Here is a 24032-nt window from a genome sequence, read left to right as displayed (position 1 = left end):
TGCTGGAGCTTCGAAAGGAAATGTGCCATGAACCAGACGTTGCGCGAAAGTGTCCGTTCGGGGCTTCCCGCGACGGAAAATGCTTCGTATGGTGTCGCAGGTCACTCGGGGCACTGTGTCCTGGGTGGATCCAAACCATGGAGGCCCCACGTGAAACTCCTCACCCAAGGAGTCGCGCTGACGTTGTTGGGAGCTGGCCTAGCGGCCGTCCCCGCGTTGCAAGCGCAAGCAACCCCCGCCGATGACAACGGCGTGCAAGCCATGAAGTCGGCGGCCACCGGCCGTGCCGTCGTCGCAGCCAATCCCGCCACCGACCGGGTCCGCTTCATCCGGCTGGCCGGCCAGGGCGACCTGATGCCCTCTGTCCAGGCCGCCAGCCGAACGGGCGCCATCAACAAGGCTGACGCCTACCTCGACGAGTACGCCGCGAACTTCGGCGCCCGTCCGGCTGAGCTCGCCCAGAGTGAAGTCATCGCGGGCGACACCGGCTGGTCGGTCACGTTCACCCAGTCCTACAAGGGCGTCCCGGTCTTCGCCGGTGAGCTGAAGGCCCAGGTCAACCGTGAGGGCGACCTGACGTCGGTGAACGGTTTCATCGCCCCCGACCTCAACCTCTCTGTGACTCCCGGCGTCACCGAGGCCGCGGCTTCGGCCCGGGCCTTGAGCCTCGTGAAGACGGACCCCGACGGATACGAGGACGGTCTGCCGGCCGGCTTCGAGAAGGGTCTGGTCGTCCGCTCTGCCGACCTGGAGGTCTACCGGACCGGCACCACCCGCGGCATCGACGGCGTCGCCAAGCTCGCCTGGGTCGTCGAGGTGTGGAACAAGTCCACCGTCCGCGAGACGCTGGTCCTCGACGCCGCCACCAACAAGCCCCTCAACCGCTGGTCGATGATCGCGCACGCGCTCGACCGCGAGCTCTACGAGGCCTCGCTGAACAACAACGGCACTCCCGCCAACCCCAACGACGACTTCGTCGACTACGCCCGGGTCTACAGCGAAGGCAACGACGCGGAGTTCGCGGCGCTCAACGCGGACCAGCGCAACGAGGCGCTGGGCGCGAGCGAGTCCTACTGGATGTTCCGCAACACGTTCGGCTACAACTCGTGGGACGGCAACGGCGGCACGATGTACACGGTCAACAACGACCCGAACATCAGCTGCCCCAACGCCAACTGGAACGGGTTCTCGACCAACTACTGCACCGGCGTCACGGGTGACGACACGGTGGCCCACGAGTGGGGCCACGCCTACACCGAGTCGACGTCCGGTCTCATCTACCAGTGGCAGGCGGGCGCCTTGAACGAAGCCTACTCCGACATCTGGGGTGAGACCGTCGACATGCTCAACACCCGCCACAACGAGGTGGGTGAGCCCAACTCGCCCGGCGGCACCGTCCTTCGGACCCCTGGCCTCTGCTCGGACTACACGCGGTCCGAGATCACCATGACGATCACGGCTCCGGACACTGTTGCGGGTCCGTGCAACGCCGCTCCGGCGGCCTTCGGACCCCAGATCACCGAGACGCCCGTCAACGGCACTGCCGTCGTGGACGACGCTCTCAACGGCTGCGCACCCTTCACCAACGCGGCTGCGATCGCCGGCAAGTGGGTCTACGTCGACCGTGGCGTCTGCAGCTTCGCCACCAAGGCTGCCAACGCCGAAGCTGCGGGAGCGATCGGCATCGTCATCGGCAACAACCAGCCCGGCGACCCCTTCTCGCCGTCCGGCTCGGCCGGGATCTATGGCGTGATGGTCAGCCAGGCTGACGGCACGAAGTTCAAGACCGCCGGCGGTCCCGTCAACTTCACGGTTGCCGCCGTGCCGGCCGCCGCAGACCCGACCCACCGCTGGTTGTCCGGCGAGACCGACCCCGCGTTCGGCGGTGCGATCCGCGACATGTGGAACCCGAACTGCTATGGCGACCCGGGCAAGGTCTCGGATGCCGAGTACCACTGCGATGACAGTGACAGCGGTGGCGTGCACGTCAACTCCGGTGTCGTCAACCGCACCTTCGCGATGCTCGTCGACGGCTACCCCGGTGTTCCGGCGATCGGTCTGGACAAGGCGGCGTGGCTGTTCTGGCACACGCAGCTCAACTACCTGACACCTTCGTCCTACTTCCCCGACCTGGCCGACGGCCTCGAGGCCTCCTGCCAGGCTCTCCGGGGCGTGTCGTTCGAAAGGGTCAGCCTCGGGAACCCCGTGGACCCGGACGGATCTGACGGCGGTCTCGTGCAGCCTGCAGTGGTTGCGGGCGGTACGACCGCAGCGGACTGCGCTGCGTTGGCCAACGCAATCGCCGAGACCGAGCTGCGGCTCGACCCGGCCGAGCAGTGCGACTTCCAGCCCTTGCTGGCGCAGGGCGCAACGGACCTCAGCTGTGGCTCCGGCACCACCACGACGGCCGCTTTCACCGAGGACTTCGAGGACGGACTCACCGGTTGGACCCAGGACGAGGTGGTCGAGTACGCAGGCGGAGACGGCATCCCGTGGGAAGCTTCTGACGAGGCGCCGGCCGACTACGAGGGCGACGTTGCTTTCGGGCCCGACCCCCAAGGTGGTGCGTGCACCGAGGGAGCTGGTGACCTCACCAGCCGCAACGGCCTGATCAGCCCGGCGATCACGATGCCTGCAGGCAGCACGCCGCGTGTCTCGTTCGACCACTACGTGGCGACCGAGGCGGAGTACGACGGCGGCAACGTCAAGGTGAGTGTCAACGGAGGAGCCTTCACACTCATCCCCGCCGACAAGTACCTGTTGAACGCGCCAGCCGGCGAGCTCTCCGCGGACACCGTGCCGATGGGTGAGGAGCCTGCCTTCACCGGCACCGACGGTGGACAGCTCGGCGGTTCGTGGGGCACGTCGATCATCGACCTGACCGGCCTGGCCACACCTGGCCAGACGATCAAGTTCCGCTTCGACATGGGTCGTGACGGCTGTGGCGGTCTCGATGGTTGGTACGTCGACAACGTGGTCGTGGAGGCGTGCGAGAAGCCGGCGCCCACCACTCCGCCGAGCCCGACGCCGACACCGACCCCGGTGCCGAGCAAGTTCGACACCGAGACCTTGGTGAAGGTCAAGCCGAAGAAGCCGGAGTTCGGGCAGAACTTCAAGGCAGTCGCCACGGTCGACTCGCTGGGTGGTGGCAAGACGCCCACCGGCATCATCAAGTTCCGCCTTGATGGCAAGAGGGTCGGAGTGGCAACCCTCAAGGACGGCCGCGCCGTCATGTGGTTCAAGAAGAACGTCGCGATCGGTATGCACCACATGGTCGCGACCTACAAGGGTGACGCCACCCACAACTTCAGCCGTGACAGGCTGAGGTTCTGGGTGGTTCGCTGACCTGCACAGCCTGAAGAACAGGGCGGGGCCCCGGTGGAGAACTCCACCGGGCCCCGTCCCTTTTCTCGCGGAACGTCATCCGAGGACAACGCCCCGGGGAAATCACACAAAGATTCCTGCCGCAGCGGGGGGAGGGAAACTTCCTCCCCCCAACTGTTCCCAACGCGCGAAGTTCTTGCGATGGTGGTCCAGATCACTCGGGCGATCCGGATCCGTGTGGTTTCAAAGCATGGAGGACCCCCAGTGAAGCTCCTCACCCACGCTACGGCGCTGGCCGTGTTGGGGGCTGGCCTTGCAGCCATCCCGACGCTGCAGGCCCAGGCCACGAGCGCACCCGCTGCCGACAACGGCGTGCAGGCGATGAAGAACGAAGCGGACGGACTCGTCTCGCTCTCAGGAGAGAGCGCAACGGGCCGGGTGGGCTTCATCCGGCTCAAGGGCAACGGCGACCTGATGCCGTCGAAGGGAGCAGTCAACCAGGCCGCTGCCGGGGTCAAGGCTGACGCCTACCTCGAGAAGTACGCCGCCAACTTCGGCGCCCGTCCCGGCGAGCTCAAGCGCAGCGGCACCGTGGCCACCGAGACCGGCTGGACGGTCACCTACACCCAGTCCTACCAAGGCGTCTCCGTCTTCGGCTCGATGCTCCGCGCCCACGTGGACAAGCAGGGCGACCTCACGTCGGTCAACGGGTACGCCGCACCGTCGCTCGACCTGAACACCTTGCCGCGCATCGACGCCGCGTCCGCGGCCGAGCGTGCCGTCGGCACCGTGCGCGCGGCCCCGCCCGGTCACGAGGGGGACGCAGACACCACCGGCATCCGTGCCGCGTCGACCGACCTGACGGTCTACCGCCTCGGTGCGACCAAGGGTGAGAGCGGCAAGGCGGTCCTCGCGTGGGTCGTCGAGGTGACCAACAACGCCAACGTGCGCGACATGCTCTTCCTCGATGCCTCCACCGGCAAGCTGGTCAACCGCTACTCCCTGATCCACGACGGTCTCTACCGCGAGCTCTACGAGTCGACCTACAGCCGCAGGGGCCTGAAGTGGAAGGAGGGTGACAAGTTCCCCGGTCGCCTCGACGTCGACCAGCAGAATGAGCTGCTCGCCACCGGCGAGTCCTACTGGTTCTTCCAGAACGCCTTCGGCCGCGACTCCTACGACGGCAACGGCCACAAGATGATCACGGTCAACAACGACCCTTCGATCTCGTGCCCCAACGCCAACTGGAACGGCGTCACCACCAACTACTGCAGCGGCGTCTCCTCCGACGACGTCGTGGCCCACGAATGGGGTCACGCGTACACCGAGTACACGCACGGGTTGATCTACCAGTGGCAGTCGGGGGCGTTGAACGAGTCCTACTCCGACATCTGGGGTGAGACCGTCGACCTCATCAACGGCCGCATGGACGCCGACGAGGGCGACATCAACGCGAAGCGCCCGATGGGTGTGTGCTCGTCGCACTCCCCCGCACGACCCGTCGTGCTGATCAACTCCCCGGCTAGCATCGCCAAGGAGTGCGAAGCTGGCTCCGCGTCCTTCGGTCCGCAGCTCGACGGTGCAGGCGTGTCCGGTGACGTCGCCCTCGCCGTGGACAACGGCGCCCCGGCGCCCGACGGGACGCCCAGCACGAGCACCTCGGACGCCTGCACCGCACTCACCAACGGTGCGGTGGTCGCCGGCAAGATCGCCCTGGTCGATCGCGGCGCCTGCGCCTTCACCATCAAGGTGAAGAACGCCCAGGCCGCGGGCGCCAAGGCGGTCCTTGTCGCCGACAACGTCGAAGCCACGCCCAGTGGAATGTCGGGCGTCGACCCGGCTGTGACTGTCCCGGCGGTGCGCATCCGGCTCAGTGACGGCAATCTCATCAAGTCCCAGCTGGCGAACGGCACAGCTGTGAACGTCACCATGAAGGACGCATCGGGCACGCGGCACGACTCGTTCCGCTGGCTGATGGGTGAGGACTCCACTGCCTTCGGTGGCGCGATCCGCGACATGTGGAACCCGACCTGCTACGGCGACCCCGGCAAGGTCTCCGACGCGGAGTACTACTGCGCAACCGACGATGGCGGCGGCGTGCACAGCAACTCCGGCGTGCCGAACCACGGCTACGCCCTGCTCGTCGACGGCGGCACCTACAACGGCGTCACCGTCAAGGGACTCGGTCTGGACAAGTCCGCGGCGATGTACTTCCGTGCGATGACGCAGTACCAGACGCCGACCAGCGACTTCGCCGACCACGCGGACGCCTTGGCGGCTTCGTGCAGCGACCTCGTGGGCCAGCCGATCACCGCGCTGTCGACCAAAGCCAGCACCAAGGCCCCGACTGCCCCGATCCGCAGGGCTGACTGTGCACAAGTTGCCAACATGGCGGCCGCTGTGGAGCTCCGCACCGACCCGACGCAGTGTGCCTTCAAGCCTCTGCTCGACCCGAACACGCCGGCTCTGTGCGGCACGGGTGGGACTGAGACCCAGGTCTGGAGCGAGGACTTCGAAGACGGTCTCGCTGGTTGGAGCACCGAGCAGCAGGTCATGTTCAGCGGTGGCTTCGGGGCAGCATGGGAGGCCTCGACGAACGCGCCCGGCGGTCACGCCGGAGGTGTCGCCTACGGTCCGGCGCCCGACCGGGGCGCCTGCTCCAATGGCGCCGGCGACTTCTCCAGCCGTGACTCGATCGTCAGCCCGATGGTGACGATCCCGGCCGGGAACCAGAGTGCCCGGATGTCCTTCGAGCACTACGTCTCGACGGAGTCCGGCTACGACGGTGGCAACGTGAAGATCAGCGTCAACGGGGGCGCCTACGCAGTGATCCCTGCCAGCGCCTACGTCTTCAACGCGCCGAGCAAGTTGACCGACGCCTCCACCAACACCAACCCGATGGCCGGCGAAGATGGTTTCACCGGGACCGACGGTGGCGAGATCGGTGGCTCGTGGGGCACCTCGCAGGTCGATCTGGCGAAGGCGGGCGTCAAGGCAGGCGACAAGGTCACCTTCCGGTTCGACATCGGCCGGGACGGATGTGGTGGCCTCGAGGGCTGGTACGTCGACAACATCGAGGTGGTGACCTGCGCACTCGCCGCCGCGACGGTGTCGTCCACCCGCAGTCGCAAGAGCTGATCAAGCATCACCCTCGGAGGGTCTCGACGCGATGGCGTCGGGGCCCTTCGTGGTCGAGGCCCTGGCTCCTGGGTCAGGGGGCCTCGGGCGCCGTGCGCGGCAGCAACAGCGTGAAGGTGCTGCCCTGACCCAAGGTCGAGTCAACATCGATCTTGCCGCCATGGGACTCGGCGATGCGGCGGGAGATGGCCAGTCCCAGGCCGGTGCCGGGGATCGAGAGCGCTTCGGGGTTGCTCGACCGGTGGAACGCGGAGAACAGGTGGCTGCGGTCGATCTGGGAGATCCCGATTCCCGTGTCCTTCACGGTCACCCTCCCCCAGGCTTCGAACGAGTCGATCTCGACGGCGACGCGACCGCCGGGACGGGTGTACTTCACGGCGTTGCTGACGAGGTTGTTGAGCACGGTGCCGAGCTCCTCGGCATCTCCCCGCACGACCACCTCGGGGCGGAGAACGTCGAGGACCACCTGCACCCCGCCCGCCTTCGCCTGGGACGTCATCAGCTCGATCGCCGACTCAGCCAGCTCGACGAGATGGAGGTCGCGGCGGACGAACTCCCGACGCTCCTGCACGCGCGCATAGTCGAGGAGGTTCTGGATCAACCGGTCGAGCCGGTCGGCGCTGCGCCGGATCGCGGCAACGGAACCGCCCTCCTCGACGTGTTCGCCCTGCCCCTCCTCCAGGAGCTCGATGTGGCCGATGATGGTGGTCAGGGGCGTCTTGAGCTCGTGGGAGATCGTGGCGATGAGCTCGCCCTTGTAACGATCGAGCTCACGCAGCTCGGAGACCAGCCGGTGCTCGGTCTCGAACAGGCGGGCGCTCTGGATCATCCGTCCGAGCTCGCGCGAGACCTCGGAGATGGTGTCGAGCTCCTCGGAGCCGGGGGCTGGCTGGTCTTCACGGAACCCGATGACGAGGTAGCCGAACAGCTCCAGCCCCACACCCACCGGCGCGACCACCGCGTGCGCGGCACCGCCCGCGGCGATCGCCTGCTGCAGGCGCACACGACTGGCCGGCACGAGCTCGGACTCGGAGTCGTCGACGTGAATCGAGACCAGCCGTCGCGCGGGCCATGCCGCCTGCGCGAGGTCGGCATTCAGGGTTTCGATCCCGGTGGAGACGAGGTTGGGCCTCGGGTGCCCCGCGGACACCTCTCGTCCACGTTCCCCGTCCGGGTGGCAACGCACCCACGTCTGGGCAGCGCCGAAGCCGCGGTTGATCGCCTCGGTGGCGATCCCGAGGACGGCGTCTATGCCGACCCTGCTGCCGGCCTGCGCGACCTCCTTGACGATCGCTCCGAGCCGCACCTGCTGGGCGAGGCGCTCGCGCTGCTGCGCGTTGGAGAGGGCCAGCCCGGCCTGCACCATGAACATCTCGAGGAGGTCCCGCTCGGCCTGCCCGGGCAGGCGCATCCCGCGCGGGAGGTCCACCGACATGTTGCCCAGCAGCTTGCCCGTCGCAGAGTAGAGCGGGGCGTACAGCGCGTCCTCGGGATGCCAGGCCTCGGGGTCCTCGGAGGCGTCGATGTCGGGGATCCAGGCGTATTCGATCTGGTCCGATGCCATCCGGCCATGCGGGACGTAGCGGAGGATGCCCCAGTGGTCCGCGGCCCGGTATTCGTCCAGGATGCTGACCGCCGGTGTCCGCCGACCCAGGATCTGCTGTCGGACGTCCTCGGGGCCGGCGACCGCGACCATCACGAGGACGTCGCCCTCGAGCTGGCTGATCGCCACCACGCCGTAGCCGAGCTCCTCGTGCACCCCGTTGACGACCTCCTCGAGCACCTGTGCGGTGTCGGTCGAGGAGTTGACGCGACGGACGAGCTCGGAGAGGCGCTGCAGGGCCTGTGCGGGTGGCTGGCTCTCAGCCGAGCCAGACCCGTTGACCTGCACCGCCCCTCCGTCTGCGTCCACGTGGGCTCAGGCCTCGATCACGACAGGGATGATCATGGGCCGCCGGCGGTGGGTCTTGTTCACCCAGCGACCGACGATGCGGCGTACGGTCTGCTGCATCTGGTAGGAATCGGCCCCACCGTCCGCAGCCGCGCTCGCGAGCGCCTCGATGATGGGCTTCTTGAGCGAGTCGAACGTCGAGTCGTCCTCGGCGAAACCCCGCGCATGGATCTCGGGTCCGGCGGAGACCTTGCCGGTGACCGAGTCGACGACCACGATCACCGAGATGAAGCCCTCCTCGCTGAGGATGCGGCGGTCCTTGAGCTTCGTCTCGGTCACGTCACCCACGGTCGAGCCGTCGACGAAGACGTAGCCACACTCGACCTTGCCCGCGATGCTGGCCACGCCGTCGACGAGGTCGACGACGACGCCGTCCTCGGCCATCACGACCCGCTCGCGAGGCACGCCGGTGGCGATCGCCAGCTCGGCATTGGCTCGCATGTGCCGGATCTCGCCGTGGATCGGCAGCACGTTGCGCGGCTTGACGATGTTGTAGCAGTACAGGAGCTCGCCGGCGCTGGCGTGCCCACTGACGTGGACCATGGCGTTGCCCTTGTGCACGATGTTGGCACCCCAGCGCGACAACCCGTTGATGACGCGGTAGACGGCATTCTCGTTGCCGGGGATCAGCGAGCTCGCCAGGACGACGGTGTCACCCGCCTCGAGGTGCACGAACGCGTGGCTGCGATTGGCGATCCGGCTCAGCGCGCTCATCGGCTCGCCCTGCGAGCCCGTGGAGATCAGGACCTGCCGGTCGGGCGGGAGCTCGGCCAGCTCCTTGGCGTCCACGAGCACCCCGGCCGGCACGTGGAGGTAGCCGAGCTCCTTGGCGATCGCCATGTTGCGGACCATCGAGCGTCCGACGTAGGCCGCCTTGCGGTTGTGCGCCACCGCCGCGTCCAGGACCTGCTGGATCCGGTGGATGTGCGAGGCGAAGCTGGCCACGATGATCCGTTGGCTCGACTTCGCGAAGACACGGTCCAGGACGGGCCCGATGTCCTTCTCGTGGGTCGTGAACCCCGGGACCTCAGCGTTGGTGGAGTCGGTCATGAAGAGGTCGACACCCTCGTCGCCCAACCGCGCGAACTCGTTGAGGTCGGTGATGCGGCCGTCGAGGGGAAGCTGGTCCATCTTGAAGTCACCCGTGTGCAGCACCACGCCGGCGCCGGTGCGGATGCACACGGCGAGCGCGTCGGGGATGGAGTGGTTGACCGCGATGAACTCGAGGACGAACGGTCCGAAGGTGATCGTCTCCCCCTCGGCCACGGTGTGGTGCACGGTCTCCTTGAGGCGGTGCTCGCGCAGCTTGGAGCCGAGCAGCGCCAAGGTCAGCTCCGAGCCGACGAGGGGTATGTCGCCGCGCTCGCGCAGGAGGTAGGGCGTGGCGCCGATGTGGTCCTCGTGGCCGTGGGTCAGCACGAGTGCCTCGACCTTGTCGAGCCGGTCCCGGATGGGTTCGAAGTCCGGGAGGATCAGGTCGACGCCGGGGTGGTGGTCCTCGGGGAACAGCACGCCGCAGTCGACGATCAGCAACCGGTCGGCGTACTCGAAGACGGTCATGTTGCGACCGATCTCGCCGAGGCCGCCGAGCGGGATGACGCGAAGTCCTCCTTCGACGAGTGGTGCGGGTGGGTTCAGTTCGGGATGTGGATGACTCAAGGGACTCCTCAGATCAGGCCCGACGCGGCGAGCCCCGCGCGTAGCGCGGTGACCTCGTCCTCGTCGAGCGGAACGAGCGGACCTCGCACGTTCCGGTTGTCGAGCACGCCGAGCAGCTCAAGGGCTGCCTTCGCGGTTGTTGCTCCGTAGTTGGCGACGCCCATGACGGCGTCGAAGGCCGGCGCGAGCCGGGTGTGGATGGCAAGCGCCTCGGCGGGGTTGCCGGCGCAGAAGGCCTCGATCATCGCCTTCAGCTCGCGACCGGCGGCGTGTGCGACCACGCTGACGAGCCCGTCGGCGCCATACGCGAGATAGCCGAGCGTCGCGGCGTCGTCTCCGCAGTAGACGGAGTAGCCGAGCGTGGTCAGCATGACCGTCTGGGCGGCGTTGCCGGTCGCTTCCTTGACGCTGGTCACCGTCGCGAGCTCGCTGGCGCGCTCGTAGGTCTCGCGGGCGATCGGGAGACCGGTGCGCGCCGGGACGTCGTACAGCATGACCGGCAGGTCAGTGGCCTGCGCGACGCTGCGGAAGTGGTGCAGGACCCCGGCAGGGCTCGGCTTGTTGTAGTAAGGGGTGACCAGGAGCAGTCCGTCCACCCCGATCTTGGCCGCCTGCTCGGCGAGCTCGACGGAGTGCGCGGTCGCGTTGGTCCCGACGCCGGCCAGCACGAAGGCGCGGTCGCCGACGGCGTCCACGACTGCCTGCAGGATCTGGCCGTCCTCGGCAACCGACGTGGTCGGGGACTCCCCTGTGGTGCCGCTCACGACGACGCCGTCGTTGCCGTTCTCGACCAGGTGGTGGGCGATCTTGGCGGTCCCGTCCAGGTCGACCGACCCGTCTTCGTGGAACGCCGTCGCCATCGCGGTCAGCAGGCGACCGAACGGTGCTGCGGTTGTCATGGGCTCAGGCTATCCCGACCGGACCGCCGCGAAGTCCCCGAACTCCTCGAAGAAGGCGCATACTGGTCCTGATGACTACTCCAGTGCGCCGCCACCTCGCCAGCAGCCCCTTCGCCGCCGAACCCGAGCCGACCATCGAGGAATACTCGGTGGGCGACCAGGTTTGCCATGACGCCCACGGCATCGGCCGTGTCGTCAACCAGGAAGCCAGCGCCGTGACCGTCGACTTCCGAGGCCAGCACCTCCGCATCACGAGCCCGTACCGCAAGCTCGCCAAGCTCTGATCACTGGTACGACACGAACCTCACGCCCTTGAGCCGGCGCACGTCGCGCGGGCGCATCCGGGGCAGGTCCTCGTCGTAGAAGACCTTGAAGCCCATCGTGAACTTCCGCGGACGGGCGACTGCGGCGTACGTCGCCAGCTTGTCCGCCGGGCTGCCGAACCCGTCGACGTGCTGCACCATCGCGAGTCCGTCGCGAGCGCGGACCTTGCCGAGGTCGGGCACCATGCCGTCCTGGAACTGATGGATGACGAACAGCTTCTCCGGCAGTCCGTTGCTCGTGGTCAGCCTGGAGAGCCAGCCCGCGGTCCGGTTGATCTCCTTCGCACTCACCGACCCGATCGTCTGTCCGGGTGTCTCGGTGGGGCCGACGCGCCATTCCGGGTCGAGCGCCAGGCCGACCCAGGGGTCCTCGAGCGCCCACTGCCATCGCTTGGCGGTCTCGAGGAAGTCCGTCCGTCCCGGCTGCAGGTCCAGGAGCAGCAGGGCCCCGTTGCGGTGCGCGGCCTCGATGTAGCTCTCGACGTGGCTGTGCAGGATGTCGTGGCTGTGGTCGCCGGCGGCGCTCGGGTTGTCGGACGGGTCGGCCACGGTGACGATCAGCTCGTAGACCGGCATCAAGGTCTCACCGCGCAGCAGGTAGGGCTTCCCCGCCCTCTTGATCCGGGCGAACGCCCTGTCGGGGTCGGTCTCCCCCAGCACCCCGAGCGACGAGGTGCCCGCGGTGCCGTAGAACGCAGTGAGGAAACGCTTCTTCCCGAAGACCGTCCTGCCGCCCCCCGGCAGATGCGGAGCCTGGACCGTCGAGGTCGAGGCGCCCTCCTCCGCCGTCGTCGGCGAGGCGGTGGCGACGAGCAGCAGGCACGTGAGTGCCTGGGTCAGCAGTGCAGCAGTGAGCGTCCGAGTCCCCCGAGTCATGGCGGAGAACATAGCCCACCGCGCGGGTCGGCCCTGACAGCCACGACGTCCCGATCCGCCCCGAGCTCGACGGGTCCGGCGAAATTCATTGACTCAAATGCACGCACGACGGCCCTGTCGACGGCCCTGTCGGCGGCGGCGGCTAGCGTTCCTCACGTGATCACACGATGAGCAAGATGGACGGACTGCGCGCCATGCGCGAGGCGAAGCACGCGGAGATGGTCGCCCGATCGAAGACGCTGAAGGACCCGGGCAAGGACTCTGGGTCGGCCGCCAAGAAGCCGGTGGCCCCCCAGCCGGCCGGCACAGCTACAGCCAAGACCGCCGCGAAACCCCAGGTCGCGCAGGCGGCCGCACCGTCAGCCGCACCGGCGGACGAGCCCCTCTGCGGTCACCGCAACATGAGCGGTCGCACGTGCACGCGCGAGCAGGGCCACGCCGCAAAGAGCCACCGCTACTCCTGAGCACGGGCTACTCCTGAGCACTCGCTGGTCCTGAGCCCGTGACGTCGGTGCGCTGGATGTCGATAATGACCCCATGGCGTACGACAAGAAACTGGCCGAACGGATCCGGGTCATGTTGGCCGACGAGCCGAACGTGAGCGAACGCACCATGTTCGGCGGACTCGCCTTCCTGATCTCGGGCAACATGTCGGTGGCTGCGCGCGGCCGGGGAGACCTGCTGGTGCGGGCCCAGGACGAGGACATCGAGCAGTGGGTCGACGGCGAGTCGGTCCGGCCGATGGAGATGCGTGGCAGCCCGCTGCGCGGCTGGTTCATCGTGGCCCTCGACGTGGTCAAGACCGAGGAGGGCCTACAGGTTTGGGTCGATCGCGGGGTCGCGATCGCGAGATCCCTGCCGGCCAAGTGAGGTGGCTCAACCCCCCGCGCCGGGGAACGGCACCAGTTCGCCATCGGCGAGCGTGGGTCGAAGACTCTTGTGCGGCCGGCGCCTCGACACCAACATGATCAACAACAAGACGACCTGCAGAGCGGTCACCATCCGCAGCAGCGACGACGCGTGCTGTGCCCAGACAGGCACGGCACCAGCCAGCGCGAGTCCGTCCAAGCTTCCGATAGTGGCATTGACCGCATACGCGAGCACCGGAAGCTGAGAGCACAGCGCAACGAACAGCGACGTCGACCGAAAGATGTCCCAAGCATAGGCGACGCCCCCGCCTGGTTCGTCACGCTTCGGAGCCGGCTCTGAGATCGGCGGCAAGGTCAGGAGGAAGACGATGACCGAGCCCGCGAGAAGTGGGACGACCACCGACGTTTCCCACCACAGGTCCGCGGCACGATAGGCAGGGCTCGCGCCCGCCACGAGGGCAACCACCACGGGAGCCGCCGCCGTGGCTCCCAGGGCGACGGCGCACACGACCGTGGTGCGGCCGACGTAGCCGCGCACCGTCACGGTCCTCAGGGTGGCCACGCCCGACTGTGGCCTCCAGTACGAGTGAGCGATGACCGCCGGAATGGCCGCTCCCGCCATGAAGAGCACGGCTGACGCCAGGATGGTGAGCCGGAACGAGGGGCTCGCGGCCGCGGACACAAGGACGAGAATGGCAAGAGCGTCCGCAACGATCGTGAGAAAGAATCCTGCGCAATGTCCGTGTATCGAGCGCAGCACGAACCGGACGTCGCGACCCGAGCGCTCCTGAAGATCCACGTGGTGCCGGCGCGCCCACTTTCGCAGGGTGAGCTGTGCGTACGGCGGTATCCACCATGCCGCCATCCCGATCGCGGCCCCCACCAGGACACTCGGCACCAAAACCCACAGACTCATCCGGCTCCCCCGTTCTGGGCCATGGGGCCAGCTCCCAGCCGCTCCCACCAGACCCAATCGAGTCCCAGGTCAGGCCGGGCCTCGCGACGGACCTCCTTCCACTCGTCGAGCGAGAAGGCGGGATAGCGGACGTCACCGACGGGCGAGAGGGCGATCTCGGTCAGGACCTGATGGGTGGCCAGCGGCAGGGCGAGCTCGTAGACCTGAGCTCCACCCACCACGTAGATGGCCCCGTCCAGCCCCGTGGCGAGCGTGAGCGCCTCCTCGAGTGAGTGTGCGATCAGGGCTCCGTCGGCCGACCACAAGGCATCGCGGGTGAGGACGATCGTGGTCCGGCCCGGCAGTGGGCGACCAATCGAGTCCCAGGTCGTCCGGCCCATGACGAGCACGCCGCCCATGGTCACGGCCTTGAAGTGGGCGAAGTCCTCCCTGATGTGCCACGGGATCGAGCCGCCGTCGCCGATGACCCGGTTGTCGGCGTACGCGGCGACGAGCGTGATGCGGAGTGTCGCCTCAGACGGCAACGGGAGCCTTGATGCCGGCGTGCGGGTCGTATCCGTCGAGGGCGATGTCATCGAGGTCGAAGCCGTCGATCTCGGCGATCGCCTCGTTGAGGATGAGGCGCGGCAGCGCGCGCGGCTCCCTGGTCAGCTGGAGCCGCGCCTGGTCCATGTGGTTGGAGTAGAGGTGCGCATCGCCGATGGTGTGCACGAAGTCGCCGACCTCGAGGCCGGTCACCTGCGCGACCATGTGCGTGAGCAGGGCGTACGACGCGATGTTGAACGGCACGCCGAGGAACACATCGCCCGAACGCTGGTAGAGCTGGCACGACAACCGCCCGCCGGCGACGTAGAACTGGAGCAGCGTGTGGCACGGCGGCAGCGCCATGTCGGCGATGTCGGCGACGTTCCAGGCGGAGACGATGTGGCGACGACTGTCCGGGGTCTCCCTGATCTGCGCGATCACCTGTGCGATCTGGTCGACGTGTCGGCCGTCCGGCGTGGGCCAGGAGCGCCACTGATAGCCGTAGACCGGCCCGAGGTCGCCGTTCTCGTCGGCCCACTCGTCCCAGATCGAGATCCCGCGGTCGTTGAGCCACTTGACGTTGGTGTCGCCGCGCAGGAACCACAACAGCTCGCCGAAGACCGAGCGTGTGTGGATCTTCTTCGTCGTCACCAGCGGGAAGCCCTCGGCGAGGTTGAACCGCATCTGGTGGCCGAAGACGCTGAGGGTGCCGGTCCCGGTCCGGTCCGACTTCTCCACTCCCTCGTCCAGCAGTCGCTCGAGGAGGTCAAGGTAGGCCCGCATGGCTCGACTCTACTGCGGCTCGGGCCCCTCTCAGCGCAGCCGGACGTCGCGTCCCTTGACCACGAAGCGGGTCTGCGTCGTGCACTGGGGCGTCGTGCAGACCACGAACATCCGGCTGATGGTCTCCGACAGGCGCGTGTAGACGCCGGCCTCGGGTCCCGCGGCCGCGATCTCCATCAGGTGGACGCTCTCGCCGCCCGGTGCCACGGCCACGGCGAGACGCCGGGAGATGCCGCTGCCCTCGTCGTACGGCGCCGGGATCTCCGGCTCCGTGACCTCGGGCATCTCCCCGTCGTAGCCGGACACGTCGCCGTCACCGTCCACCAGCAGCAGCGACCCGCCCTCGTCCTCGATCACGACGCCATCGTCGAGCTGCGCGAACGCGCCCGCGCCGGGAAGGGTCACGACCACGTCGGCCAGGTGCAGCTGCCCTTCAGCGAACCACGGCACCGGGACCGGATTTGTCTCCTTTCGCACCTCAGGCGGGGTCGGCAGCACAGAGATGACCACTGCAGCCGCCACCAGGAGGGCGAGCGAGACCAACGCATAGAGGGTGAGACGTCGCCGACGCGGCCGGTCCAGCTCGTCGCGGACGAGACCACGCACGTGCGACTCCACGTCGGTCGTCTGCTCCAGTCGCACCCAACCGCGTCGGCAGCGCGCGAGAGCGCGGTCGACGGCTGCCTCGGCTCCCGCTCCACCGCCGAACTCCTCGATCAGGGCGGAGCGGCGTGCACCGACGAAGTCGTCGTACGTGTCCATCGGCACCTCCACCTGGACTTCGGTGCCGACGATGCCGCGGATGGGTCAGGCGTGACCGGCTCAGGCGTGAAGCGACATCGGACCGTAGACCTGACGCTCGTGCTCGAAGAGGGTGACGCCGTCGACCCCGGCCTCGGCGAGCTGGGCCCAGATCTCCCCCACCCAGGACTCGGCGTCGGCCTGCGAGAGGAACCGCTGGCCAGCAAACTCCTCGACCGGGACCTCAGTCCCCGAGGAGTCCTCAAGGCGCCACCACCACGGCATGTCGGCGGCGGTCGGCTGACGGAAGGTCGGCTGTTCGGGCAACATCAGGACTCCTTCACCGAGGTCTCGACGAACGGCACCTTGGTGAGCTGGAAGATCTCGCGACGCCCGCGAATGTCCACACCGACCTCTGCGTCGGGGTGGACCATCGTGGGCACCAGCGCCATCCCGACGCCCTTCTTCAGCGTCAGCGAGAAGGTGCCCGAGGTGATGTCGCACAGCGCGACGTCGTGGGTGAGGGACACGCGCATCCCGGGGCGCGGGATGCCGCGACCGGTGGCGATGAGACCGCGCAGGCGTCGCTCCGGGCCAGCCTCCTTGACGGCCAGGAGCGCGTCGCGGCCCCAGAAGGTGTCCTTCTTCCAGCCGACCGCCCAGCCCAGGCCGGCCTCGACCGGGTTGACGTCGACCGTGATGTCCTGCCCGTGGAGGGCATATCCCATCTCCGTGCGCAGCGTGTCGCGCGAGCCGAGGCCGCAGGTGAGCATCCCGAACTCCTCACCGGCAGCGAGCAGCGCGTCCCACAGGGCCGGGGCGCCCTCGTTGGCGACGATCAGCTCGTAGCCTCGCTCCCCGGTGTAGCCGGTGCGGCACACGACGACGCCGGGCCCGTCGAAGGACGCCTCGACGAAGGACATGTAGTCATGCCCGGTCGGCAGCCCGACGCGTTGCAGGACCTCGTCCGACCGGGTGCCCTGCACGGCGAGCACCGCGTAGTCGTCGTGGTGGTTGACGACCGAGACACCGTCGGGAGCCTCGGCCTGCAGGCGGCGTACGACCTCAGCCGTGTTGGCGGCGTTGGGGACGAGCAGCACGTGCTCGTCGTCCTGGTAGTAGGCGATGAGGTCGTCGATGATGCCGCCGGTCACCGCATCGCAGCAGAGCGTGTATTGCGCCTTGCCCGGCGCGATCTTGGCGAGGTCGTTGGAGAGCGTGGCGTTGACGAAGTCGGCGGCGCCCGGACCGCTCACCATCGCCTTGCCGAGGTGGCTGACGTCGAAGATGCCCACCGCGCTGCGGACCGCGGTGTGCTCCTTGACCACTCCCGAGGAGTATTCGAGCGGCATCGTCCAGCCACCGAACTCAGCGAACTTCGCCCCGAGGGCGACGTGACGATCGTGGAGCGGGGACTGCTTGAGGGTCGCGTCAGCCATGCCCCGAAACCTACCCCAGCGATCCGACGCGGGGCTCGTGCCTGCCCTCGCCTAAAGTGCCCGAGTGACAACGACGTACACGCTGCGAAACGCAAGTCCCGCCAAGACCCGCGCGGAGGCCGTCGTCGTCGGCGTCCTCTCCTCGAGCAAAGGCCCGGTCGTCTGCGACGCCGGCACCGAGGTCGCGCAGGCCTGGGGACGCAAGTGGCTCCCGCTCCTGTCCTCGCTGGGGTTCTCCGGCAAGCCCGGTGAGGCGGTCCGCATCCCCGCCGGCGGCAAGCTCAACGCATCGATGCTGGTGCTGGTCGGACTGGGGCCGGATCCCGATGGCACGGCCGTACGCCGAGCAGCCGGCGTCGCTGCCCGCAGCGTGCCCAACGCCGCGTCGGTGGCCCTCGCGCTGCCCGCCGACACCCCTGAGCTCGTCGACGCGGTGACCCAGGGTCACCTGCTCGGCGGCTACACGTACACCAAGCACAAGTCGAAGTCCGACGGCGACACCGGCGCCGGGGAGGTCGTCGTGCTGTCGCCGATCGCCCGCAAGGCAGAGGCGGTCAGCGCCTTCGCGGAGGCACAGATCGTCGCGGCCGCTGTGCGGCTGACGCGCGACTGGGTCAACGAACCTCCCGGACACCTCACCCCGGAGGCCTTCGCCGCCGCCGTGACCGACGCACACAAGGCAGCCACCAAGGGCCGGGGCGCGCCCAAGGTGAAGCTGGAGATCTGGGACCACGCCGCCCTGACCGAGCGCGGACTCGGCGGGACCCTGGCCGTCGGCAACGGCTCGGACGCGAAGCCTCGACTCGCGAAGCTGACCTGGTCCCCCCGGGGTGCCACCACCCACCTCGCCCTCGTGGGCAAGGGCGTCACCTTCGACTCGGGCGGTCTGACGATCAAGCCCTCGTCTTCCATGGTGGGCATGAAGGGCGACATGGGCGGCGCGGCCTGCGTCATCGCCGCGACCCTCGCCATCGCCCACCTCGGCCTGCCCATCAAGATCACCACCTTCGCGCCGATGGCCGAGAACATGGTCTCCGGCTCCTCGTTCCGCCCCGGCGACGTCGTCACCATGTATGGCGGGACGACCGTGGAGATCGCCAACACCGACGCCGAAGGACGCATGCTGCTCGGCGACGCCCTGGTGCTGGCCGTCGAGGAGGACCCTGACGTCATCGTCGACGTCGCGACCCTGACCGGGCACCTCCATCTCGCGCTCGGCGACAAGGTCGGCGCCGTCCTGGGTTCGCAGGAGATCGTCGACGCAGTCCTGCTCGCGGGTGACCGTGCCGGCGAGCAGCACTGGCCGATGCCGATCCCCGAGGAGATGAAGGAACGGATCAGCGCCTCCAAGGTCGCCGATCTGCTGCAGCACGACTGGGTCCGCTGGGGCGGGGGCCTCATGGCCGCAGCGTTCCTCCGCGAGTTCACCGGGGGCCTGCCCTGGGCGCACCTCGACATCGCCGGCAAGGAGCTCAACACCGGCGGCGCCTACGGCCACGTCCCCGCTGGCGCCACGGGCTTCGGGGTCACCACCATCGTGGAGTACGCCCGCTCGCTGGCCGCCGGCTGACCTGCCCCGATCCTGCGACTGTTCACCATGGGATGTTGCCGAATGGGCACTCCCCCACGTCAATTGACCGCGGGAAGTGCCTGTTCACCGACATCCCATGGTGAAGCGTCCATGGACGACGCGGGAGGCCCGCAGACGTCCCTACCTAGAGCCCGCCGGCCTTCTTGCGCCGGTTGTAGTCGCGCATGCGCTGCGGGATGCCGACCACCGCTGCGTCGTACGACGGCACCTGGTGCTTGTTGGCAAACGTGTGCGCCCACTGCACGCTGGGCACCCGGCGTCGCGTCCACTCACCGTCGTGGGCGACCAGCAACAGCGTCACGTCGCTGACGGCTGTGCGGGGTTCGACGAACCCCTCGACGCCGCGCCGGCTGGTGACGAAGTCGGTCAGATGGACGACGTCGTGGCCGTCGGACGCGCGGACCGTCGTGGAGCCGGTGCGTTGACCGTCCCGCAGCGGTCGACTCATGCGGCCGGATCGGCGGAATCGGTCTAGCAGTCCCATGCCGACATTGTGCCTGCACGGTCGAAGCAATCGGCGCGCAACCCGGTGTGGACAGCCTCACAAAGAGTGCAAGGATGGGTGAGCGTCTGGTGGTCGACGCACACCACACCACTTGCGACTCGAAAGGCAGCGCGTGACGGAGGGAAACTTCGACGTACTCATCCTCGGGGCAGGCTCAGGCGGATACGCCTGCGCACTGCGGGCGGCGCAGCTCGGACTGACGGTGGGCCTGGTCGAGAAGGGCAGCCTCGGCGGCACGTGCCTGCACGTCGGCTGCATCCCCACCAAGGCCCTGCTCCACGCAGCCGAGGTGGCCGACTCGGCGCGCGACGCCTCGAAGTTCGGGGTGAGCGCGTCGCTCGAGGGCATCGACATGGCCGGCGTCAACGCCTACAAGGACGGCGTCGTCTCACGCCTCTTCAAGGGACTGACCGGCCTGATCAAGTCACGCGGCATCACCGTGATCGAGGGCGAGGGACGCCTGACGGGTCCGCGGACGGTGACGGTCGGCGACACGGCATACACCGGGAAGCACCTCGTCCTGGCCTCCGGCTCCTACTCGAAGTCCCTGCCGGGACTGGAGATCGACGGAGAGTCGGTCATGTCGTCGGAGCACGCGCTCAAGCTCGACCGGGTGCCGAGGTCGGTGATCGTGCTCGGCGGCGGTGTCATCGGCTGCGAGTTCGCCAGCGTGTGGGCCAGCTTCGGCGCCGACGTCACCATCATCGAGGCACTCCCCCGGCTGGTCGCCGTTGAGGACGAGGCCTCGTCGAAGGCGCTCGAGCGAGCGTTCCGCAAGCGCAAGATCAAGTTCCTCACCGGCACCCCGTTCCAGAGCGTGAAGACGACTGACGCCGGCGTCGCCGTGACCGTCGAAGGTGGCGACGTGATCGAGGCCGAGCTGATGCTCGTCGCCGTCGGACGCGGCCCCTCGACCGCCGGACTGGGCTACGAGGAGCAGGGCATCACGATGGAGCGCGGCTTCGTGCTCACCGACGAGCGTTGTCGCACCGGGGTCGAGGGCGTCTTCGCCGTCGGCGACATCGTGCCCGGGCTCCAGCTCGCCCACCGCGGCTTCCAGCAGGGCATCTTCGTGGCCGAGGAGATCGCCGGCCTCGACCCGACGCCGATCAACGAGGCGGGCATCCCGCGGGTCACCTACTCCCACCCCGAGATCGCGTCGGTCGGCCTGGACGAGGCACAAGCGCGTGAGCAGTACGGCGACCAGGTCACCACCGTCACCTACGACCTCGGCGGCAACGGCAAGAGCCAGATCCTCCAGACCGCCGGCTTCGTGAAGCTCGTCGGTCTTGCGGACGGTCCGGTGCTCGGCGTCCACATGGTGGGTGACCGGGTGGGCGAGCTCATCGGCGAGGCGCAGCTGATCTACAACTGGGAAGCCCACGCCGACGACGTCGCGCCGCTGCTCCACGCCCACCCGACGCAGAACGAGGCCCTCGGCGAGGCGCACCTCGCGCTCGCCGGCAAGCCGCTCCACGCGCACTCCTGACCCACCCGAACGCACCCCCATCCACACCACGCGAGCGAAGGAACCCTCCATGGCCTCCGAAGTCACTCTCCCCGCCCTCGGCGAATCGGTCACCGAAGGCACCGTCACCCGCTGGCTCAAGAACGTCGGCGACAGCGTGGCGGTGGACGAGCCGCTGCTCGAGGTCTCCACCGACAAGGTGGACACGGAGATCCCCTCGCCGGTCGCGGGCACGCTGCTCGAGATCAGGGCCGAGGAGGACGCCACGGTGGAGGTCGGCGCGGTGCTGGCGGTCGTGGGTGAGGAGGGCGAGGGCAGCGGGGCTGAGCAGGCAGACGACTCGGCAGAGTCCGAGGCCCAGCCACAGGACGAGCAGGAGTCGGAGAAGAAGGCCGAGCAGGAGGAGCAGATCGTCGAGGAGACCGGCGATCTGCCGCCCGGCGACGAGACTCCCGAGGCCGAGAAGGAGGAGGCGCCCGCGGAGGAGGCCGCTCCCGCAGCCGAGGAGAAGCCCGCCAGTGGTGCCGGCGGTAGCGACAGCGGGGGCACCTCCGTCACGCTCCCCGCGCTCGGCGAGTCCGTCACCGAAGGGACGGTGACCCGCTGGCTGAAGAAGGTCGGCGACGACGTCGCGGTCGACGAGCCGCTGCTCGAGGTGTCGACGGACAAGGTCGACACCGAGATCCCCTCGCCGGTCGCCGGCAAGCTGCTCAAGATCATGGTCGAGGAGGACGAGACCGTCGAGGTCGGCGCCGAGCTCGCGCTGGTCGGTTCGGGCGACGCAGCCCCCGCCGCTGAGGAGGAGACTCCCGCTCCCGCCGAGGAAGAGCCCGCTGCCGAGGCCCCCGCCGAGGACGCACCCGCAACCGATGAGGCCCCTGCCGACGAGGCAGCCTCGGAGGAGCAGGCGTCGCCGGAGGAGACCCCGGCACCTGCGTCGAACCCCGAGGCTGAGGCCGCACAGGCTGAGGCGCCCCAGGCAGAGGCGCGCCAGGCAGAGGCACCGAAGGCAGAGGCACCACGTCGCGCCGAGCCCACGCCTGCGCCGTCCCGCGACGACGACCAGAGTTCCTACGTCACCCCGCTGGTGCGCAAGATGGCCACCCAGCACGGCGTCGACCTCGCAGCGGTGTCGGGCACCGGCGTCGGTGGCCGGATCCGCAAGCAGGACGTCCTGGACGCGGCCGCTGCGGCCAAGTCGGCCGGCGAGCAGGCCGCTCCGAGCGCCCCCGCTGCCTCCCCCGCGGCAGCGGCTGCTGCCCCCGCGGCAGCACGTCCGACCGCGGCCGGTGGTGCGCAGTCCAACCTGCGCGGCACGACCGCTGACCTGTCGCGGCTGCGCAAGATCATCGCGGAGCGCATGGTCGACTCGTTGCAGACGGGCGCCCAGCTCACCCAGGTCATGGAGGTCGACGTGACCACCATCGCCCGCCTGCGGGAGAGCGTGAAGGCGGAGTTCCTGGCACGCGAGGGGGTCAAGCTGACCTACCTCCCGTTCTTCGCGAAGGCGGCGATCGACACCCTCAAGGAGCACCCGAAGCTCAACGCGGCGATCGACACCGACGCGGGCAAGGTCACCTACTACGACCGCGAGAACATCGCGTTCGCGGTGGACACCGAGAAGGGACTCCTCACCCCGGTCGTCAAGGACGCCGGCGACCTCTCGATCGCCGGTCTGGCCAAGAAGATCGCCGACGTCGCCGAGCGCACCCGCACCAACAAGATCGGACCCGACGAGCTCTCGGGCGGCACGTTCACGATCACCAACCTGGGCTCCTTCGGTGCCCTGTTCGACACCCCGATCATCAACAAGCCGCAGGTCGCCATCCTCGGCCCGGGCGCGGTCGTCAAGCGGCCCGTGGTCATCGACGACCCCAACCTCGGCGAGACGATCGCCATTCGCCACATGGTCTACCTCTCGCTCACCTACGACCACCGCCTCGTCGACGGCGCCGACGCCGGCCGGTTCCTCGCCGCCGTCAAGGCCCGCCTCGAGAGTGGAGCGTTCGAGGTCTGACCCGCCCCACACGGGGGCCGCACGGCGGTCACCCGACGGTCACACGACGGACCCGGTTGCGATCTGCAGCCGGGTCCGTCGTTTTGCCGGTGTGATGAGGTAGACGCATGCGAGTCGTCATCGCCGGAGCATCTGGGTTTCTCGGCACCCACCTGACTGAGCACCTCCGCGTCGGCGGTCACGACGTCACCCATCTGGTCCGCCGCGAGCCCGCCTCCGGCCGCGAATCGCGGTGGGATCCGTACGCAGGTGAGGTCGACCAGACCGTCATCGACCGCTCCGACGTCGTGGTCAACCTGGCGGGCGTCAACGTCGCCGGCAACCCGCACTCGGCCAAGCGCGCCCACGAGGTGCTGGAGAGCCGGGTGACGACCACCGACGTGCTTGCCCGTGCCATCGCCCGCGCCGAACGTCCGCCGGCGTTCCTCGCCGGCAACGGCATCAGCTGGTACGGCGACCACGGTGCCCAGGAGCTCACGGAGGACTCCGAGAGCCGGGGCGACGCCTTCCTCACCACCGTCACCCGGGAGTGGCAGGCGGCAGCAGCACCGGCAGTCAAGGCCGGCGCCCGCGTGTGCATCCTGCGCACGGCACCCGTCATGGACCGCAGCTCCTCGCCCCTCAAGGAGCTCCGGCAACTCTTCTCGGTGGGCCTGGGCGCCCGGGTCGGCGACGGACAGCAGTTCTTCCCCATCATCTCGCTGCGCGACTGGGTCGGTGCGGTGTCCTACCTGGCCGAGTCCCGCGATGTGTCGGGTGAGTTCAACCTCTGCTGCCCCGAGACGCCGACCAACAGCGAGTTCACCCGGACCCTCGCCGCGGCCGTGAAGCGGCGAGTGTTCCTGGTTGCTCCCGCACCGGTCCTCAAGGTCGTTGCGGGACGCATGGCCCCCGAGCTGCTCGGCTCCCTGAACGTACGCCCCGCAGCTCTGGAGCGCGCGGGCTACGACTTCCAGGACGAGGACGTACGCGAGGTGCTGGCAGCCGCCCTGGCGTGATCTGGCGTGA

20 protein-coding genes are annotated in these 24032 nt (G+C 68.6%); 9 read left to right on the top strand and 11 right to left on the bottom strand.

Features of this window, described 5'->3' with window-relative positions; all coding sequences use genetic code 11:
* Window positions 1-150: 150 nt before the first annotated feature.
* Window positions 151-3345, top strand: coding sequence for a M4 family metallopeptidase (locus VNJ48_RS09800; protein ID WP_325601553.1), 3195 nt, complete (start codon window positions 151-153; stop codon window positions 3343-3345).
* Between the two features lie 243 nt (window positions 3346-3588).
* Entirely contained in the window at window positions 3589-6462 is a 2874-nt protein-coding gene (locus tag VNJ48_RS09795; protein WP_325601551.1) for a M4 family metallopeptidase, read from the top strand.
* A gap of 73 nt (window positions 6463-6535) precedes the next feature.
* Here VNJ48_RS09795 and VNJ48_RS09790 read toward each other — a convergent pair whose 3' ends face one another.
* Genes VNJ48_RS09790 through dapA form a run of 3 tightly spaced genes read right to left on the bottom strand, consistent with a single transcriptional unit; the run spans window position 6536 to window position 10971 of the window.
* Window positions 6536-8374: a HAMP domain-containing sensor histidine kinase gene (locus VNJ48_RS09790; protein ID WP_325601549.1), complete on the bottom strand. Its 1839-nt coding sequence runs from the start codon at window positions 8372-8374 to the stop codon at window positions 6536-6538.
* Window positions 8375-8380: 6 nt separating this feature from the next.
* Complete coding sequence (locus tag VNJ48_RS09785; protein WP_325601547.1) at window positions 8381-10072, bottom strand: ribonuclease J; 1692 nt, start codon at window positions 10070-10072, stop codon at window positions 8381-8383.
* A gap of 8 nt (window positions 10073-10080) precedes the next feature.
* Window positions 10081-10971 (bottom strand): 4-hydroxy-tetrahydrodipicolinate synthase, encoded by an 891-nt coding sequence (gene dapA / locus VNJ48_RS09780; RefSeq protein ID WP_325601545.1) that lies wholly within the window; start codon window positions 10969-10971, stop codon window positions 10081-10083.
* A 71-nt stretch (window positions 10972-11042) separates the two neighbouring features.
* Here dapA and VNJ48_RS09775 point away from each other — a divergent pair, with 71 nt between their 5' ends.
* Complete coding sequence (locus VNJ48_RS09775; protein WP_297735416.1) at window positions 11043-11255, top strand: hypothetical protein; 213 nt, start codon at window positions 11043-11045, stop codon at window positions 11253-11255.
* Here the strand turns inward: VNJ48_RS09775 and VNJ48_RS09770 are convergent, their stop codons facing one another.
* The gene (locus VNJ48_RS09770; RefSeq protein WP_325601542.1) at window positions 11256-12170 is read right to left on the bottom strand and encodes a hypothetical protein; all 915 of its coding nucleotides are present in this window, start codon (window positions 12168-12170) and stop codon (window positions 11256-11258) included. It lies immediately after the preceding gene.
* 167 nt (window positions 12171-12337) lie between these two features.
* On the opposite strand from VNJ48_RS09770, the gene VNJ48_RS09765 reads away from it, so the two are divergent.
* Together VNJ48_RS09765 and VNJ48_RS09760 are read left to right on the top strand one after the other, a co-directional pair.
* Complete coding sequence (locus VNJ48_RS09765; RefSeq protein ID WP_325601540.1) at window positions 12338-12634, top strand: hypothetical protein; 297 nt, start codon at window positions 12338-12340, stop codon at window positions 12632-12634.
* 73 nt (window positions 12635-12707) lie between these two features.
* The gene (locus VNJ48_RS09760) at window positions 12708-13040 is read left to right on the top strand and encodes a TfoX/Sxy family protein (RefSeq protein WP_325601538.1); all 333 of its coding nucleotides are present in this window, start codon (window positions 12708-12710) and stop codon (window positions 13038-13040) included.
* A 6-nt stretch (window positions 13041-13046) separates the two neighbouring features.
* Here VNJ48_RS09760 and VNJ48_RS09755 read toward each other — a convergent pair whose 3' ends face one another.
* Genes VNJ48_RS09755 through gcvT form a run of 6 tightly spaced genes read right to left on the bottom strand, consistent with a single transcriptional unit; the run spans window position 13047 to window position 17443 of the window.
* Entirely contained in the window at window positions 13047-13922 is an 876-nt protein-coding gene (locus tag VNJ48_RS09755; protein ID WP_325601536.1) for a hypothetical protein, read from the bottom strand.
* 29 nt (window positions 13923-13951) lie between these two features.
* Window positions 13952-14479: a dihydrofolate reductase gene (locus VNJ48_RS09750; RefSeq protein WP_325601534.1), complete on the bottom strand. Its 528-nt coding sequence runs from the start codon at window positions 14477-14479 to the stop codon at window positions 13952-13954.
* Window positions 14469-15263, bottom strand: coding sequence for a thymidylate synthase (locus VNJ48_RS09745; RefSeq protein ID WP_325601532.1), 795 nt, complete (start codon window positions 15261-15263; stop codon window positions 14469-14471). Before VNJ48_RS09745 ends, VNJ48_RS09750 begins: the two co-directional genes overlap by 11 nt.
* 30 nt (window positions 15264-15293) lie before the next feature.
* Entirely contained in the window at window positions 15294-16025 is a 732-nt protein-coding gene (locus VNJ48_RS09740; RefSeq protein ID WP_325601530.1) for a hypothetical protein, read from the bottom strand.
* 60 nt (window positions 16026-16085) lie between these two features.
* The gene (locus tag VNJ48_RS09735) at window positions 16086-16334 is read right to left on the bottom strand and encodes a hypothetical protein (RefSeq protein ID WP_325601528.1); all 249 of its coding nucleotides are present in this window, start codon (window positions 16332-16334) and stop codon (window positions 16086-16088) included.
* Window positions 16334-17443, bottom strand: coding sequence for a glycine cleavage system aminomethyltransferase GcvT (gene gcvT / locus VNJ48_RS09730; RefSeq protein WP_325601526.1), 1110 nt, complete (start codon window positions 17441-17443; stop codon window positions 16334-16336). The genes VNJ48_RS09735 and gcvT overlap by 1 nt, the downstream gene beginning before the upstream one ends.
* A 64-nt stretch (window positions 17444-17507) precedes the next feature.
* On the opposite strand from gcvT, the gene VNJ48_RS09725 reads away from it, so the two are divergent.
* The gene (locus VNJ48_RS09725) at window positions 17508-19013 is read left to right on the top strand and encodes a leucyl aminopeptidase (RefSeq protein WP_325601524.1); all 1506 of its coding nucleotides are present in this window, start codon (window positions 17508-17510) and stop codon (window positions 19011-19013) included.
* A 145-nt stretch (window positions 19014-19158) separates the two neighbouring features.
* Here VNJ48_RS09725 and VNJ48_RS09720 read toward each other — a convergent pair whose 3' ends face one another.
* Window positions 19159-19518 carry a hypothetical protein gene (locus VNJ48_RS09720; protein WP_325601522.1) on the bottom strand — a complete coding sequence of 120 codons (360 nt, stop codon included), beginning with the start codon at window positions 19516-19518 and terminating at the stop codon, window positions 19159-19161.
* Window positions 19519-19651: 133 nt separating this feature from the next.
* Here VNJ48_RS09720 and lpdA point away from each other — a divergent pair, with 133 nt between their 5' ends.
* The 3 genes from lpdA to VNJ48_RS09705 all read left to right on the top strand — a co-directional run bounded on the left by lpdA (window position 19652) and on the right by VNJ48_RS09705 (window position 24022).
* Complete coding sequence (gene lpdA / locus VNJ48_RS09715) at window positions 19652-21028, top strand: dihydrolipoyl dehydrogenase (RefSeq protein WP_325601520.1); 1377 nt, start codon at window positions 19652-19654, stop codon at window positions 21026-21028.
* 49 nt (window positions 21029-21077) lie between these two features.
* A complete protein-coding gene (gene sucB, locus VNJ48_RS09710; RefSeq protein ID WP_325601518.1) occupies window positions 21078-23024 on the top strand; it encodes a 2-oxoglutarate dehydrogenase, E2 component, dihydrolipoamide succinyltransferase in 1947 nt (648 codons plus the stop codon).
* Between the two features lie 107 nt (window positions 23025-23131).
* Complete coding sequence (locus VNJ48_RS09705) at window positions 23132-24022, top strand: TIGR01777 family oxidoreductase (protein WP_325601516.1); 891 nt, start codon at window positions 23132-23134, stop codon at window positions 24020-24022.
* Window positions 24023-24032: the final 10 nt, after the last annotated feature.

It is taken from the genome of Nocardioides sp. (genome assembly GCF_035576065.1).
GTDB lineage: Bacteria > Actinomycetota > Actinomycetes > Propionibacteriales > Nocardioidaceae > Nocardioides.
This window is presented reverse-complemented; position numbering and strand designations above follow the sequence as displayed.

Coding starts and splice junctions, on each gene's coding strand:
- dapA (WP_325601545.1), bottom strand. CDS start 10,971: ATGACAACCGCAGCACCGTTCGGTCGCCTGCTGACCGCGATGGCGACG.
- VNJ48_RS09775 (WP_297735416.1), top strand. CDS start 11,043: ATGACTACTCCAGTGCGCCGCCACCTCGCCAGCAGCCCCTTCGCCGCC.
- VNJ48_RS09770 (WP_325601542.1), bottom strand. CDS start 12,170: ATGACTCGGGGGACTCGGACGCTCACTGCTGCACTGCTGACCCAGGCA.
- VNJ48_RS09765 (WP_325601540.1), top strand. CDS start 12,338: ATGAGCAAGATGGACGGACTGCGCGCCATGCGCGAGGCGAAGCACGCG.
- VNJ48_RS09760 (WP_325601538.1), top strand. CDS start 12,708: ATGGCGTACGACAAGAAACTGGCCGAACGGATCCGGGTCATGTTGGCC.
- VNJ48_RS09745 (WP_325601532.1), bottom strand. CDS start 15,263: ATGCGGGCCTACCTTGACCTCCTCGAGCGACTGCTGGACGAGGGAGTG.
- VNJ48_RS09740 (WP_325601530.1), bottom strand. CDS start 16,025: ATGGACACGTACGACGACTTCGTCGGTGCACGCCGCTCCGCCCTGATC.
- VNJ48_RS09735 (WP_325601528.1), bottom strand. CDS start 16,334: ATGTTGCCCGAACAGCCGACCTTCCGTCAGCCGACCGCCGCCGACATG.
- gcvT (WP_325601526.1), bottom strand. CDS start 17,443: ATGGCTGACGCGACCCTCAAGCAGTCCCCGCTCCACGATCGTCACGTC.
- VNJ48_RS09720 (WP_325601522.1), bottom strand. CDS start 19,518: ATGGGACTGCTAGACCGATTCCGCCGATCCGGCCGCATGAGTCGACCG.
- sucB (WP_325601518.1), top strand. CDS start 21,078: ATGGCCTCCGAAGTCACTCTCCCCGCCCTCGGCGAATCGGTCACCGAA.
- VNJ48_RS09705 (WP_325601516.1), top strand. CDS start 23,132: ATGCGAGTCGTCATCGCCGGAGCATCTGGGTTTCTCGGCACCCACCTG.